At 70.4% G+C, this 15,258-nt stretch carries 9 protein-coding genes; 1 reads left to right on the plus strand and 8 read right to left on the minus strand.

Features of this window, described 5'->3' with window-relative positions:
• Nucleotides 1–3: 3 nt before the first annotated feature.
• The 8 genes from ACWEIJ_RS20975 to ACWEIJ_RS21010 are packed head-to-tail and all read right to left on the minus strand — an operon-like array spanning nucleotide 4 to nucleotide 12,243.
• The gene (locus tag ACWEIJ_RS20975) at nucleotides 4–1,455 is read right to left on the minus strand and encodes a glycoside hydrolase family 43 protein (RefSeq protein ID WP_449838857.1); all 1,452 of its coding nucleotides are present in this window, start codon (nucleotides 1,453–1,455) and stop codon (nucleotides 4–6) included.
• A complete protein-coding gene (locus tag ACWEIJ_RS20980) occupies nucleotides 1,452–3,551 on the minus strand; it encodes an alpha-galactosidase (protein ID WP_449838858.1) in 2,100 nt (699 codons plus the stop codon). Before ACWEIJ_RS20980 ends, ACWEIJ_RS20975 begins: the two co-directional genes overlap by 4 nt.
• Nucleotides 3,548–5,527, minus strand: a complete 1,980-nt coding sequence (locus tag ACWEIJ_RS20985; protein WP_449838859.1) for a beta-galactosidase — start codon at nucleotides 5,525–5,527, stop codon at nucleotides 3,548–3,550. Before ACWEIJ_RS20985 ends, ACWEIJ_RS20980 begins: the two co-directional genes overlap by 4 nt.
• A complete protein-coding gene (locus ACWEIJ_RS20990; protein WP_449838860.1) occupies nucleotides 5,524–7,560 on the minus strand; it encodes a glycoside hydrolase family 31 protein in 2,037 nt (678 codons plus the stop codon). Before ACWEIJ_RS20990 ends, ACWEIJ_RS20985 begins: the two co-directional genes overlap by 4 nt.
• 52 nt (nucleotides 7,561–7,612) lie before the next feature.
• The gene (locus ACWEIJ_RS20995) at nucleotides 7,613–8,641 is read right to left on the minus strand and encodes a LacI family DNA-binding transcriptional regulator (RefSeq protein ID WP_449838861.1); all 1,029 of its coding nucleotides are present in this window, start codon (nucleotides 8,639–8,641) and stop codon (nucleotides 7,613–7,615) included.
• A 4-nt stretch (nucleotides 8,642–8,645) separates the two neighbouring features.
• Nucleotides 8,646–9,620 (minus strand): carbohydrate ABC transporter permease, encoded by a 975-nt coding sequence (locus tag ACWEIJ_RS21000; RefSeq protein ID WP_449838862.1) that lies wholly within the window; start codon nucleotides 9,618–9,620, stop codon nucleotides 8,646–8,648.
• Nucleotides 9,617–10,564 (minus strand): ABC transporter permease, encoded by a 948-nt coding sequence (locus ACWEIJ_RS21005; RefSeq protein ID WP_449838863.1) that lies wholly within the window; start codon nucleotides 10,562–10,564, stop codon nucleotides 9,617–9,619. The genes ACWEIJ_RS21000 and ACWEIJ_RS21005 overlap by 4 nt, the downstream gene beginning before the upstream one ends.
• The gene (locus tag ACWEIJ_RS21010) at nucleotides 10,561–12,243 is read right to left on the minus strand and encodes a hypothetical protein (protein ID WP_449838864.1); all 1,683 of its coding nucleotides are present in this window, start codon (nucleotides 12,241–12,243) and stop codon (nucleotides 10,561–10,563) included. The genes ACWEIJ_RS21005 and ACWEIJ_RS21010 overlap by 4 nt, the downstream gene beginning before the upstream one ends.
• Nucleotides 12,244–12,418: 175 nt before the next feature.
• On the opposite strand from ACWEIJ_RS21010, the gene ACWEIJ_RS21015 reads away from it, so the two are divergent.
• Nucleotides 12,419–15,250: a glycoside hydrolase family 3 C-terminal domain-containing protein gene (locus tag ACWEIJ_RS21015; protein WP_449838865.1), complete on the plus strand. Its 2,832-nt coding sequence runs from the start codon at nucleotides 12,419–12,421 to the stop codon at nucleotides 15,248–15,250.
• Nucleotides 15,251–15,258: the final 8 nt, after the last annotated feature.

Below are 15,258 nucleotides of genomic sequence, written 5' to 3' on the forward strand. Positions count from 1 at the left end.
ATCTCAGGCGACGTACTCGAACCAGTCGAAGTGAACGGTGCCGGTCGCGGCGTACACGCCGATGACCCGTCCGGTGAAGCCGCCGGCCACCTCGGTCGAGAGGTACCGGCCGTCGAGGGTCGCGAGCACGGTGAACGTGCCGTCGGGTTCCTCGACCCCGAAGGAGATCGTGTCCGGACCGGACCGCGCGTCGCGGAGCTCGCGCGCCTCGTCCACCGCGACGCCGAGCACGAGCGGTCCGTCCGGCACCGGCCGGGAGGCCACGACCGTCCGCAGTGGACCGATGCGGGCGAGCACCTTCACCTCGCCGGACGTCACCTCGATCTCGTAGTGGTGTTCCTCGTCGTACCGGACGGCCAGACCGCCACTTCCGCTCGCGGGATCGATCAGCGTCCGGGCGCGGCACGACAGGTGCTGCTGACGGCGTCCCGTGAACACGACGGCGGGATCGTCCACACCGGACCCGCGGGCGTGCAGGGTGAGCCAGCCGGAGCGTTCCTTCGTGGTGCAGTACTGCTCGGAGCGGTCACGCACGGAGATCCAGCACGGTCGCAGCTCGCTGTCCTCGAAGTCGTCCCGCTCGGTCACCGCGGTGGCGGCAGGACCGGAGACGAGCTCTCCGACGACCGGCCAGCCGTCGACCCAGGTCACCGGGGCGAGGAACGTCTCCCGGCCGAGCACGTGCCAGCCGGGCGTGCCGCCACCCGGCCGCACACCGAGCAGCACCATGTACCACGATCCGTCCGGCCCCTGCACCAGATCGGCGTGACCGGTGTTCTGGACGGGCTCGTCGGTGCTGCGGTGCGACAGGATCGGGTTGGCCGGGCACGGTTCGAACGGACCTTCCGGCGACGAGCCGCGGGCGACCGAGATGCCGTGGCCGCGCTCGGTGCCCCCCTCGGCGATCAGCAGGTACCAGTACTCGCCGATCCGGTACAGGTGCGGCGCTTCCGGAGCCTTGGCGCCGGGCGTGCCGGACCAGAGCCGTTTCGACTCGCCGAGCGTCTCACCCGTGGCCAGGTCGATCCGGTACTGCCCCACGCCCGCGACGGTGCACCAGCAGTTGCCCTCGTCGTCCCACGCGAGGTCCGGGTCGATGCCGCCGACGTCGGGCAGGCGGATCGGGTCGGACCACGGCCCGGCCGGGTCGGTGGCGGTGAACACCATGTTGCCGCCGCCGTGGCTGACGCTCGTGACGATCAGCCAGAACCGGCCGTCGTGATGGCGCAGCGTCGGCGCGTAGATCCCCGCCGAAGACGGCATTTCGGTGGGCAGCATCAGCTGGCTCGGCCGGTCCAGCGCGTTGCCGATCTGCGTCCAGTGCACCAGGTCCCGGCTGTGGAAGACCGGAATGCCGGGGAAGTACTCGAAACTGGAGCACACCAGGTAGTAGTCCTCCCCCACCCGGCACACGCTCGGGTCGGGGTGCATTCCGGGGATCACGGGGGTCGTCACGCGTCAGCTCCTTTGGTCGTGAGCCGGTACAGCACGGCGGAAGGTGCGGTGGGCAGCGTCACCACGAGCTCGCCGGTCCGCCACTGCGCCGAGGCCGCGGTGCCGCTCGGGTAGAGGACCTCGACGTCCACATCGGACAGACCGGGCAACGGCAGGGTCACCGTGCCCTCGTCGCCGCGACGCCGCCAGACGGTGACGTAGGTGGTGGACGGTGCCGACATGGCCAGGGCGACCCACGGGTCGTCCCAGCCGGGCAGGCCGAGCGGCCACGCCGGAACCGCCCGGGCGAGGTCGGCCCGGATGGTCTTGTACACGGCCGTCGCCTCGCCGACGAGAGCCAGTGCCTCCGGCTGGAGCTCCAGGATCCGGCCGGACAGGTGGATCCGGCCGAGCAGCGCGTTCGCCATGGTGACGGCGACCTCGTCGAGCGAGTCCTGCGGTAGCGGGTACGACCAGACCGCGGCCTGCTCCGGGTTGACCGCGGTGGGCGCCGAGGCCGCGATGGCCGCGTAGCGCACCGCGTCCTGCTGGTCGCTGGTGGACTGGATCTGCGTCCTGGACAGCATCGCGTGGTCCATCCGCATGCCGCCGGAGGAGCAGTTCTCGATCACCAGGTGCGGATGGCGGTCCAGGACGTCGTCGAGCCAGTCGAGGAGTGCGCGGTTGTGGCCGAGCAGGCCGTCGGCCGGCGTCTCGTCGGACGTGGCACTGGTGCCGGAACCCGCGTCGATGTTGTAGTCGAGCTTGAGGTAACCCACGCCCCACTCGCCGACCACGCGGTCGACCACCTCGTCCAGATGCGCACGGGCGGCGGGATGGCGCAGGTCGAGATGATGCCGGTCGCTCTCGACGACGCGCACGCCGTCGCGGCGGAAGAACGCCTCGTCCGGCAGGGACTTCGCGAGAGGACTCCGCACCCCGATCACCTCGGGTTCGAGCCACAGTCCGGGCACCATGCCGCACGCCCGGATGTGCGTCAGCACCTCCTGGATGCCGTCCGGACCGGGGAAGCGGGAACGCGACGGCAGCCACTCGCCCACGCTGGGCCACCAGCTCTCGTCCACCTCGGCGTACCAGCCCGCGTCGATGACGAAGTACTCCGCGCCCGCCTGCGCCGCGGCGTCGATCAACGGCAGCAGCTTGGCCGTGGTGGGATCGCCCATCAGGCAGTTCATGTAGTCGTTGAAGATGACCGGCAGGTGCTCGTGGTCGGAATGCGGCCGGCGGGCGATCCGGCGGTACCGGGTCAGCGCGGCGAAGGCGTCGTCCGGTCCGCCGTCGGCGCTGAACGCCAGCGCGGCGGGCACCGTGCGGAACTCGGCGCCGGGTTCGAGACGACGGCGCCAGCCGTGCGCGCGCTCGTTGGGGCCGAACAACGCCACGTAGGCGGCACCCCGGTTGTCGCCGCACTCCCAGCGCCAGCCGCCGCCGTTGTGCTCGATCTGCCACACCCACGAGCGACCCGACTCGCGGTCGGTCAGCCCGCCCATCGGCAGATGCCCGCAACTCGACCAGACACCCTGTCCGGCGAGGACGAACGCGCCCTTGCTGCGGTTGTGCTCGACGTTGTCGCGTCCGCTCAGGTCGGGCGACGTCAGCCGCACCGGTTCGCGGCGCCAGCGGCACTCCGCGAGCCAGTCGTTCTCCGCCCACAGCACGTCGGCGGTGTCCGGCGGTCCGGGCGTGAGGCGGTCCGCCACCAGCGACGAGACCGACTCCAGGTGCAGCGCGGCGTTCCCCTCGTTGCGCAGCAACACCTCACCGCGCAGCACCGGCACACCGTCGGGCGAGCGGTAGGTCAGCTCGGCGGTCAGGCCGGTCTCCTCGTCGTGCAGCTCGACGACGAGCACATGCCAGTCCTTCTCCCGCACCGCTTCGTGCGCCCGGTAGCGCAGCCGTTCGCCGATGGACGTGTCGACCAGGCGGTTGCCGGACCAGTGCCGGCCGTGGCCGGACACGGTCACCTCGACCGGCGGCCGGGGTTCGGCCAGGTGCACCTCGCTCGGCGCGCCGAGCCGGGCCAGCCGCACCCTGCCGTCGGCGGCGACGTCGAGCTCGCAGCGCAGGGCGTCGTGGCCCCAGTGGATCGTGGTCACCGCAGCGTTTCTCCCCTCAGCACAACGCATCCACCCGGCGGCACTTCCGTCACCGGTCCAGCGGTGATCAGGTCGTGGCCGGCCAGCGGCACGGTTTGCCGACCGTGGTTGAGCACGACGTGCCAGCGCCGCCCGTCCGAGCTCTCCCGCGTGACGGCTTCGACGCCGGACGGCAGCCCCGGCAGCACGGGACCGACCCCGGCCGAGTCGAGCAACCGCGCGACCAGTGCGGCGTAACCGGCCTCGTCGAGCCGCGTGGACAGGTACCAGCCGTGGCCCTCGCCGTAGCCGTGCCGGGTCAGCGCCGGAGCGCCGGCGAGCGCGCCGTGCGTGTACGCGGCGACCGTCTCGGCACCGTGCAGCCGAACGGATTCGCTCCACACCGTGCCGTGCGAACCGTCCGAGAGCGTGATCCGCTCGTCCTGCCGCAGCGGCCGGTACTCCTCGACCCGGATGCCGAGCGCCTGACGCAGTGGCGCGGCCGGATAACCACCGAGCCGCGCATGGAGCCGTTCGTCGACGACCCCGCTGAAGTGCTGGACCAGCAACGTGCCACCGTCCGCCACGTAGCGGCGCAGGTTCTCCGCGCCCGCGTCGGACAGCAGGTACAGCGCCGGGGCCACCACGAACCGGTAGCGACCCAGATCCGTCTCCGGATGCGCGAAGTCGGTGACGACCCCGGCGTCCCACAACGCGCGGTGGGCGTCCCGCAGGGCGGAGTGGTAGTCGAGCTCGGACGAGGGCAGGCCGTCCGAGTTCAGCGCCCACCACGCGTCGGAGTCGTGCAGCACGGCCACCTGGGCCGTGACGGTCGATCCGGCGAGCTCGGCGAGGCGTGCCACGGCCGCACCGGTCGCCGTCACCTCGGCGAAGACGCGGCTGTCCGGCCCGGCGTGCGGGACCATCGCCGAGTGCCACTGCTCGGCACCCGCCTTCGACTGCCGCCACTGGAAGAACAGCGCCCCTTCGGAACCGCGCGCGATGTGGGCCAGCGAATGCCGCAGGATCTCGCCCGGTTCCTTGGCGAGCGTCCGGCCCCGGTCGTAGACGGTGCTGGTGCCCTGTTCCATCAGCAGCCACGGCGCCCCGCCCGCGAACGAGCGGGCGCGGTCGGCGGTGAAGGCGGCCTCCGCGGCCGCGTCCACGCCCGGTGCGGTCGGGTAGAAGTCGATGGCGACCAGATCGACCTCGCGGCCCAGCGCCCACAGGTCGATGTTCTGGTAGCCGGGCAGCATCATGTTGGTCGTCACGGGACGGTCGCTGTGCTCCCGGATCGCGTCCCGCTGCTCGGCATAGGCCGCGATCACCTCGTCCGAGCAGAACCGGCTGAAGTCCGTGGTGAGGCCGGGATTGCGGTGCCACTGGGTGGCGCGCGGCGGCAGGATCTGCTCCCAGCTGCCGTACCGCTGGCTCCAGAACGCCGTCCCCCACGAGGAGTTGAGCGCGTCCAGCGAGCCGTACCGCGCCCGCAGCCACACCCGGAACGCGGCGGCGGTGTGATCGCACCAGCACAACGTCACGTACTCGTTGTGCACGTGCCACAACGCCAGCGCCGGATGATCGCCGTAGCGTTCCGCGAGCGCCGACGCGATCCGCCGGGCCGCGGCGCGGTAGGCGGGAGCGCTGATGCAGTAGGTGTCGCGGCTGCCGTGCATCAGCCTCGTGCCGTCCGGCGTGACCGGCAGGGCGTCCGGGTGGGCCAGCGTGAACCACGGCGGCGGCGACGCGGTCGGCGTGGCCAGGTCGACGTGCACACCGTTGGCGTGCAGGCGATCCAGGTGCGCGTCGAGCCACCCGAAGTCGTAGCGGCCCTCCTCCGGTTCGAGCAGCGCCCAGGAGAACACCCCGACGGTGGCCAGGTTGACCCCGGCCTGACGCATCAGCTCGTCGTCTTCTTTCCACGTCTGCTCGTCCCACTGCTCGGGGTTGTAGTCACCACCGAACGCGAGTCCGCCGAGCTGATCGGTCAGCGTCATGCTTCCTCCAGCACGGGCAGCCGGGCGCCGTCGCGCAGGAAGAGCGGGATGCGCTCGATCGGGGCCGCGACCGTCACGGTCCAGCCGCCTTCGTGCTCCTCACCGGTCCACGCGTCGGTCCAGCGGGCGCCGGCGGGCAGGTGGACGTCGCGTTCGCGCACGCCGGCCTCGGTGATCGGTGCGACCAGCAGGTCGGGGCCGAGCAGGAACGCGTCCTCGACCTGCCACGCCGCCGGGTCGCCGGGGAACTCCAGGAACACCGGGCGCATCGGCGGCACACCGGTCTCGGCCGTCGTGCGCATCTGCTCCATCACGTACGGGCGCAGGCGTTCCCGCAGCCGGATGTGCCCGGCGAGGATCTCGTAGGCCTCCTCGCCGTAGGACCAGACCTCGTTGTCCAGGCCGGTCATCGCGGGCTCCAGCACCTGCTCGTCGCCGCGGAACCCGTGCAGGCGGAACAGCGGGCAGAAGGTGCCGTACTGGAACCACCGCACGAGGACCTCGCGGTAGGCGGGGTCGTCCGGGTCACCGCCGTGGAAACCGCCGATGTCCGTGGTCCACCAGGGGATGCCGGACAGCATCACGTTCAGGCCGGCCTTGATCTGGGTGCGCAGCGAGGCGAAGTCCGTGGGGATGTCACCGGACCACAGCGCGGCGCCGTACCGCTGCGCGCCCGCCCAGGACGAGCGGTTGAGCGAGATGATCTCGTTGTCCCCGGCCGCCTTGAGTCCGTCGTGGACGGTGCGGGCGTTCTCGCGGGGGTAGAGGTTGCCGACCTCCAGGCCGGGACCGGCGTGGTAGCGCAGGTTGTACTGGTGGCCGGGCTTGAGCTCCGGTTCACCGGCGTCCAGCCAGAAGACCTTGATGCCGAGCTCGTGGTACCCGCGGCGAAGCCGCTCCCACACGAACTCGCGCGCCTCCGGGTTGGTGGCGTCGTAGAAGGCGACCTGGGCGGAGTACGCGCCGAGCCCCTTGTCCGGCCAGTCCGCGTGCGCCATCGGCCCGAACTCGGTGCCGATGAAGAAGCCCTGGTCCAGCATCGAGTGGTAGTTCTCGCTGGCCGGGCTGACCGACGGCCAGACCGAGACCATCAGCTTGACGCCCATCTCGTCCAGCTCGCGCACCATGCCCGCGGGGTCCGGCCACTCGGCGGGATCGAACTTCCACTCGCCGAGGTGCGTCCAGTGGAAGAAGTCGCACACGATCACGGACAACGGCAGCCCGCGCCGCCGGTACTCGCGGGCGACCTCCATCAGCTCGTCCTGGGTGCGGTAGCGCAGCTTGCACTGCCAGAAACCGGCGGCCCACTCGGGCAGTTCCGGTGCGTGCCCGGTCGCGTCCGCGTAACGGCTCAGCACCTCCGCGGGCTGCCCGGCGGAGATCCAGTAGTCGATCTGGCGGGCGCTGTCAGCGACCCAGCGGGTGCCGGTCTCGGCCAGCTCGACCCGGCCGACCGCGGGCGAGTTCCACAGCAGGCCGTAGCCGCGATCGGAGATCAGCAGCGGGATGGTGACCTCGGCGTTGCGCTGGACGAGGTCGATGACCGCGCCCTTCTGGTTCAGCATGCCGTGGGTGTGCTGGCCCAGGCCGTAGAACCGTTCGCCTTGGTAGGACTGGAAACGCTGCTCCAGCCGGTGGTAGCCGTTGCCCGTGGCGGTGGCCAGGCGCGGACCGGGCCACCAGAAGTGCGCGGGCTGCTCGGCGAGCAGCTCGGTGCCGTCCTCGGTGCGCAGGAACGTCAGCCTGCCCGCGGACGCGCCGAGCTCCGGCGTGAGCTTTCCTTCGGTGCCCGCGTCGATCCGGACGGTGATCCCGCCGTTGACCAGCGTCGCCTCGTGCTCGCCGATCTTGATCTCCACGTCGGCACCGCCGGGCGGCTGGTCGAGCAGCGCACCCGGCAGGTCGTCGAGCAACGGCCCGCCGGGCGTGGCCCTGACCCGGACGGAGTCCGCTCCCCAGGCCTCGACGCGCAGGGTCTCGCCCTTGGCACGCCATTCGAGTGCGGCGCCGAGGTCTCGGAAGTGCGTGGGCATGCGGGAACTCCTCGAGTCGTCGCTTGAGTTTCGGAAGTCGGGTGGTGGTGGGTCAGGGCCGGCGCGGCGCGGGGCCCGTGCTGTCCCGGATGGTCAGCACGGGCGTGAGCAGAACCTGTTCGTCGGCGGGCCGGTCACCGGCGGTGGCCGTGCTGAGCCTGCGCATGATCTGCTCGACGGCGACCCGGCCGAGCTCCTGCGCCGACCCGGTCACCGCGGTGAGCCTGGGCGCGAACTGCTCGGCCAGCTGGTCCTGGCACAGCGCGATCACCGAGGCGTCCTCGGGCACGGTCCGGCCGCTGGTGCGCAGCAACGTGAGCAGGGGGCCGATCGCGCCCTCGTTCTGCACCACGAAACCGGTGGTGCCCGGCCGGTCCGCGAGGATCCGGGCGAGCGTGCCCGCGGTGCTCTCGTAGGTGCCTTCGCACGACCGGTGCAGGAACCGCAGACCGCGCTCCTCCGCGCGGTCGCGGAAACCGGCGAGCGTGCGCTCGGCATAGCCGGCGTGCCGGGTGTAGACACCGGTACCGTAACCGATGAAAGCGACCTCGTGGTGCCCGAGATCGGCGAGGTGGTCCGCGCACAGCGCGCCGGCGGCGGCGAAGTCGTGGTCCACACAGGACAGTCCCGTCGCGTCCTCCGGCAGCCCGATGAGCGCGGCCTCGGTCCGCTGGGCCTGTAAGACCGGGATGCGTTCGTCGTCCAGTTCGACGTCCATCAGGATCACGCCGTCGGCCAGGCCGCTGGCAGCGATCCGCTTCACCCCGTCCGGCCCCTCGTCGTTCGTGATGAGCAGCACGTCGTAGCCGTGCGCACGGGCCGCCATGGTCACCGAGATCGCGATCTCCATCATGACCGGGACGTAGACGTCCGTGCGCAACGGCACCATCAGCGCGACGATGTGCGACCGCCGAGCGGCCAGGGCCCGTGCGCCCGCGTTGGGGTGGTAGCCGAGCTCCAGCACGGAGTTCCGCACCCGGTTCCGGGTCTCCTCGGAGATCGCGCGCTTGCCGCTCAGCACGTAGCTCACCGTGCTGGACGACACGCCCGCGTGCCTGGCCACATCGGCAATCGTCACCATGAGATCAACCCTTGATCGCGCCGGTCAGGACGCCCGTGCGGAAGTGCTTCTGCACGAACGGGTAAACAACGAGCAACGGCACGAGCGTCAGCACGACCACCGCCATCTGCAGCGCCAGCGGTGCCGTCTGGGAGAACTGGTCGCCGAACCCGGAGTTGACCGAGCCCGGCATGCCGTTGCCCCGGTTGACGTACGTCAGCAGGACGTACTGCAACGGCCACTTCTCGCTGTCCGTCGGCATGTACAACATGACGTTGAAGAACGAGTTCCAGTAGCCGACGCCGTAGAACAACGCCATCACCGCGGTCACCGCGCGGGACGTCGGCAGGACGATGGACCACAGGATCCGCCAGTCCCCCGCGCCGTCGATCCGCGCCGCCTCGATCAGGTCCACCGACGTGCTGGAGTAGAACGCCCGCAGGATCAGGATGTTGAACACCGACACCGCGCTCGGCAGGATCAGCGCCCACCACTGCCCGTAGCCACCGAGGCCGGTCACGACGAGGAACGTCGGGATCACGCCGCCGTTGACGAACATCGTGATGATCAGCAGCATCAGGAGGAAGCGGTGCCCGAGCGACTGCGCCCGGGAGAGCCCGTAGGCGCACATCACCGAGACCGCCATCGACACCAGCGTGCCGACCGCGGTGATGCCGAAGCTCACGATCAGCGCGCGGCTCACCGTCGAGTCCGAGAGCATCACCCGGTAGGCCTCGAACGTGATCTCGTCGGGCCAGATGACCAGGCCGCCCGCGCGGTTGACCGCGGCCTGGGTGGACAGGCTGGTCACCACGATGATCCACAACGGCACCAGCATGACGAGCAGCACCCCGCCCAGGGTGATGCCCTTCGCGGCCTCGCCCACGACCGTGGGCGGTTCCTCCCACGAGGGCCGCTGGTTCTTCCTCTGGCGAACCCCTTGCGCCGCAAGGGGTTTCGCGGCCATGTCACCACTGGCGCGTTCGATTGCGAGTGTCATTTTCGGTACAACCCGTCTTCGCCGAAGGCGTGCGCCAGCTTGTTCGCACCCCAGATGAGCACCAACGAGATGACGCTCTTGAACAGGCCGGCCGCCGCGCCGTAGCTGTAGTCACCGGTGGCGATGCCGTAGTAGAACGAGAAGGTGTCCAGCACTTCCGCCGTGTCGTGGCCGACGGCGTTGCGCTGGATGAGGAACTGCTCGAAGCCGACCGACAGGGCGTTGCCCAGGCGCAGCACCAGCATCAGCACGATGACGGACCGCAGACCGGGCAGCGTGATGTGCCACAACCGCCGCCACCGGCCGGCCCCGTCCGCCGCGGCCGCCTCGTAGAGGTCGGTGTTGATGGCGGCGAGCGCCGCCAGGAACACGATGATCCCCCACCCGGCTTCCTTCCAGATCACCTGGGAGGTGACCAGCAGCGCGAAGGTGTGCGGGTCGGTCATGACGTCCCACGTGCCGATGTCGTTGTTGCGCAGGAACTGGTTGAGTGCGCCCGCGCCGCCGAGCATCTGCTGGAAGATCGTGATCGCCAGCACCCACGAGAAGAAGTGCGGCAGGTACACGACCGACTGGATGAAGTTGCGGATCCGCTCGGACAGCACCGAGTTGAGCAGCAGCGCCAGTGCGATCGGGACCGGGAAGAACAGGATCAGCTGGACGAAGCTCAGGTAGAGCGTGTTCTTCAGCGCTCCCCAGAACAGCGAGTCGTTCAGCAGCCGCTCGAACTGGTAGAGACCCGCCCAGGGGCTCTGCCAGACCCCGGCCAGCGGGTCGTACTCCTGGAACGCGGTGGCGAGCCCGAACAACGGCACGTAGTTGAAGACCACCAGGAGGAGGACGGCGGGCAGCGTCATCAGGATCAGCGACCGGTCGCGCCGCAGCCTGGTCCGCCAGCTCAGCCTCGCCGGTCGCGCCGGGCGGTCTGCGCGGAGGGTGGTCACTGGCCCGTGCCGTACTTCTGCAGGACGTTGTCGTTCGTCCACTGGATCAGCCGGTCACCACCGCCGCTGGACTTCCAGTTCGCGACCGCGTCCTTCAGCTCCTGCACCGACTTCTTGCCGTGGATGACGTCCCTGAGGGTGTCCTCCACGCCCTGCCCGGCGTCCGCCGTGGCCTGCGCCTGCGGCATGCTGATGTTCATGCCCCAGAAGACCGGCTTGGCGAGGGCCTTCACGTTGGCGGCCTGCCACGAGGTGAGGTCCTTGGTGACGATGTCACCGGTGGGGTTGTTGACGGCGGAGGGCGGCGCGGCCAGGAACGGGTAGGTCTTGGCCTGGACCTCCTTCTGGCCGGCCTCGGTCGGCTTCGGCACCCCGCCGTCCATGGTGAAGTGCAGGCCCTCCACGCCGAAGTTGACCATCGTGTACTCGGCCGATCCGAAGGGCGCGGCGAGGTAGTTCGCGACCGCGAGGCACTCCTCGATCTGCTCCGGCTTCAGGTTGACGTTGAGGTAGCTGATGATGTCGGTGGACTGACCCATGTCGACCCGGGGCGCGCTCTTGCCGTCGGCGGCGAAGAAGTTGAACGCACCGCGCCGGTAGTTCGGGTTGGCGGCCTGGCCCGACTGCAGGTCGGCGAGGTTCCAGGTGCCCTGGCCACCGCCGCCGATCAACGTCTTGCCGCCGAAGAACCGGGTGTTGCCGCCGGCGTTGTCACCCGCCAGCGCGTCGGGGTGCACGTAGCCCGCGACCGCGAGCTTGCGGTGCCAGTCCGCCGCGTCCAGGAACTCCTGCGTCTCGTACAGGTGGACGAGCTTCCCGTTGTCCACCTTCCACTTCAGCGGTGCGCCGAAGGCGGTGTAGATGTAGCGGTACACGTCGTCGAACGCCCAGACGCCGCTCTTGGCGTCGGTCAGCTCCTTGCCGAGCTTCATCAGGTCGTCGGCCGACTTCACCTGGTCGGCGGTGATGCCCTTGGCCTCCAGGACATCACGCCGGTAGAAGACGACGCCGGCGACCTTGAAACCGGTCGAGAACGACGGGATCCCGTACAGCTTGTCGCCCCACGCCCCGGCCCGCCACGCGGCGGTGGGGATGGCCGCGAGGTTGGGGTACTTCTTGACGTTGTCGCCGGACAGGTACGGCGTGAGGTCGGCGAGCTGGTTGCCGACCAGGCCACCGGTGTTGAAGTTGGAGTTCCACCAGCCCGGCAGCTGGATCCAGTCCGGCAGCTTCTTCGCGGCGGTCATCGTCGGGATGATCGTGTTGTAGTTGTTGCCGTCCGCGGGCTTCATCTCCAGCTGAATGCCCAGGGCCTTGTTCATGGCCTGGTAGAACGAGTTGTCCGCGGGCGGGATGGTTCCCCACAGCGGCGTGACCGCCGAGTACTTGCCGCCCCTGCCGGGCACGCTGGGCACGGTGGCGATCTTGCTGGACGGGTAGCCGAGGAAGCCGGGATCGGTCATCACGTCGGGCCCGCCGGCCACGGACGCGATGTCCGGCTTGATCGACGTGTTCGGCACGTAGGCCGGCAGCACGGCCTTGAGCCCGGCGTCGGAGTTGACGCCCGCACGCTGTGCGCCGCTCCCGCCGCAGGCGGACAGCAGCGGTCCCATCGCGACGAGCCCTGCGGCCGAGACGGCGGCGTTCAGGAAGCTTCTGCGGTTCAACTCGTAGGCCATGGCGGAACCGATCCTTCATCGTCGAAGTGTCGAAGCGCTTAAACAGTTGTCCGGGAGAGTAGTGACGCAGGTCGCAACAAACAAGGCCGTTGACAGCAGAAACCCAGGCGTGTCACGGTCGAAACGTTTCGCTGCTAGCTCCGATCCGAGGGGTTTCCACGTGGTTACCGAGTCCGTGTCCGCAGCCGAGAGGCTGCCTTTCCGCGACTCCGCGCTGTCGATGCGCAAGCGCATCGACGACCTGCTCGGGCGCCTCACGCTCGATGAGCGGATCGCGATGCTGCACCAGTACTCGCCCGCGGTGCCGCGGCTCGGCATCAGTGCGTTCCGCACGGGCAGCGAGGCACTGCACGGCGTGGCCTGGCTGGGTCTCGCCACGGTGTTTCCGCAGGCAGTGGGGCTGGGAGCGACCTGGGACGAGGAGCTGGTGCACCGGGTCGCCGAGGCCACCTCGGTGGAGCTGCGGGCGTTCCACTACCACCGCCCGACCGTCATCGGCACCGGCCGGGGCCCCAACAGCCTGCAGGCGTGGGCGCCGGTGCTGAACCTGCTGCGCGACCCGCGCTGGGGCCGCAACGAGGAGGGCTACTCCGAGGATCCGGTGCACACCGCGCGGCTCGGCGTGGCGTTCTGCCGCGGCCTGACCGGTGAGCACCACCAGTTCCTGCGCACTGCCCCGGTGCTCAAGCACTTCCTGGCCTACAACAACGAGGACGACCGCTGCGTCACCTCGTCGGCGCTGCGCCCGCGAGTGCTGCAGGAGTACGACCTGGCAGCGTTCCGGCCCGTGGTCGCCTCCGGCGCCGCGACCGGCGCCATGGCCGCGTACAACCTGGTCAACGGCCGTCCGTGCCACGTCACGCCGCTCATCGAGACGGAGCTGCGCCGCTGGGCCGAGCCGACCGGGCACGAGCTGTTCGTGGTGAGCGACGCCGAGGCGCCGTCCAACCTGGTCGACCCGGAGCACTACTTCGACGACCACGCCGAGTCCCACGCCGCCGCGCTCAAGGCCGGCATCGACAGCTACACCGACCACGGCGAGGACAGCGCCACCCCGTTCGCGAGGTTCCGCGAGGCGCTCGACCGAGGACTCATCGACGAGTCCGATGTGGACCGCGCGGTGCGCAGGCAGCTCGCGATCCGGTTCCGGCTCGGCGAGTTCGACCCCGGCCTCGACCCGTACGCAGGCATCGGCCCCGAGGTCATCGACTGCCCCGAACACCGCACCCTCGCGCTGGAGGCCGCGACCGAGTCGGTGGTGCTGCTGCGCAACACCGGCCTGTTGCCGCTCCAGGCGACCCGCACGCCGAAGATCGCGGTCATCGGCCCGCTCGCCGACACGTTGTACGAGGACTGGTACAGCGGCACGTTGCCGTACCAGGTCACGGTCGCCGACGGACTGCGGGCGGTGCTCGGTGACCGCGACGGCGAGGTGGTCGTCGCGGACGGCGCCGACCGGGTGGCGTTGCGCTCGCGCACCACCGGCGAGCTGCTCGGCAAGACCGCGTTCGACGTCGTGGACCGGGGCGAGGGCGTGCTGACCTTCCGGTCCGCCGAGACCGGGCACTACCTCAGCCTGAAGTGCGAAGACGGCTCACTCGCCGCCGACCGGGAGCAGATCAAGAGCTGGGACGTCGCCGAGACGTTCCGCCTGGTGCCCGTGGACGACGCCGTGCTGTTCCAGAACGTCCTCACCGGCCGGTACGCCGTCGTCGACCCCGTCGACGGCCGGGTGAGCGTCACCGCCGAGAACCCGGACGACGCCGAGCGCTGGGCACGCGAGCTGCTGCGCGACGGCACGGCGGAGGCGCTGGCCGCCGCCGCGGCCGCGGACGTCGCGGTGGTCGTCCTGGGCAACCACCCGCTCATCCACGGCCGCGAGACCGTGGACCGCAAGGGCATCGCCCTACCCGCCGCCCAGGACGCCCTGCTGCGCGCGGTCGCCGGCGTGCGCCGCGACACGGTGCTGGTCGTGATGAGCAGCTACCCCTACGCCCTGGACTGGGCGAACGAGCACCTGCCCGCCGTGGTGTGGACCTCCCACGGCGGGCAGGAAACCGGCCGCGCGGTAGCCGCCGTGCTGTTCGGCGAGGCGGAGCCGTCCGGACGGCTGCCGCAGACCTGGTACCGCGGCGACGACGAGCTGCCGCCCCCGCTCGACTACGACGTCATCAAGGCTGGGTGGACCTACCAGTACCACCGCACCTCGGCGCTGTACCCGTTCGGTCACGGCCTCTCCTACACCGACTTCGCCCACCGCGACCTGATCCTGTCCTCGGCCACGGTCACGCCGAACAGCTCGGTGGACGTCTCGGTGACGCTCGCCAACACCGGTTCCCGGACGGGCAGCGAGGTCGTCCAGCTCTACGTCCGTGCGCTGAACGCCCGCTACGAGGCACCCCGCCTGCGGCTGGCCGACTTCCGCAAGGTCCGCCTCGCCGCCGGTGAGAGCCAGGTGCTGACCTTCCGGTTGTCCACCGACCAGCTGAACCACTGGGACGTCGCGACCGGCGCCTTCACCGTCGATCCCGGCGACTACGAGGTGCTGGTCGCCCGTTCCGCCGAGAACGTCGTGCTCACCGCACCGCTCACGGTCGTCGGCCCGGCACCGGAACCCCGCGCCCTCGTCGGCCACCGCGTCCTCGCCGTCGACTTCGACGACTACGAGGCCGCGACCATCGTGGACACCACCCGCACCACCGGCGACGCCGTCACCGCCGCCCATGCCGAACCGGCCACGCTGTGGTTCCGCTCGGCCGACCTGTCCGGCGCGGTCCGCGTCGAGGCCGAGCTCGCCCTGGAGCAGACCGATCCGGCCGCCCGCCTGGAGTTCTGGACGGACGAGGGCCTGCTCGCGGAGATCCCGGTACCGGTCACCGGTGACCGGTACACGTGGACGACCGCCTCGGCCGCACTCGCGGCACCGGTGACGGGCGTGCGCGACCTGCGGGTGGTCCTGCACGGCGACTTCCGGCTCGCGGCGTTCCGCTTCGCCGCGGCCGGCTGAGACCGGTG

Source organism: Lentzea sp. NPDC004789, assembly GCF_053601075.1.

What these genes read in the sequence shown, in the direction of transcription:
- ACWEIJ_RS20985 (WP_449838859.1), bottom strand. Translation starts at nt 5,527, where the DNA reads ATGACGCTGACCGATCAGCTCGGCGGACTCGCGTTCGGTGGTGACTAC.
- ACWEIJ_RS20990 (WP_449838860.1), bottom strand. Translation starts at nt 7,560, where the DNA reads ATGCCCACGCACTTCCGAGACCTCGGCGCCGCACTCGAATGGCGTGCC.
- ACWEIJ_RS21010 (WP_449838864.1), bottom strand. Translation starts at nt 12,243, where the DNA reads ATGGCCTACGAGTTGAACCGCAGAAGCTTCCTGAACGCCGCCGTCTCG.
- ACWEIJ_RS21000 (WP_449838862.1), bottom strand. Translation starts at nt 9,620, where the DNA reads ATGACACTCGCAATCGAACGCGCCAGTGGTGACATGGCCGCGAAACCC.
- ACWEIJ_RS20995 (WP_449838861.1), bottom strand. Translation starts at nt 8,641, where the DNA reads ATGGTGACGATTGCCGATGTGGCCAGGCACGCGGGCGTGTCGTCCAGC.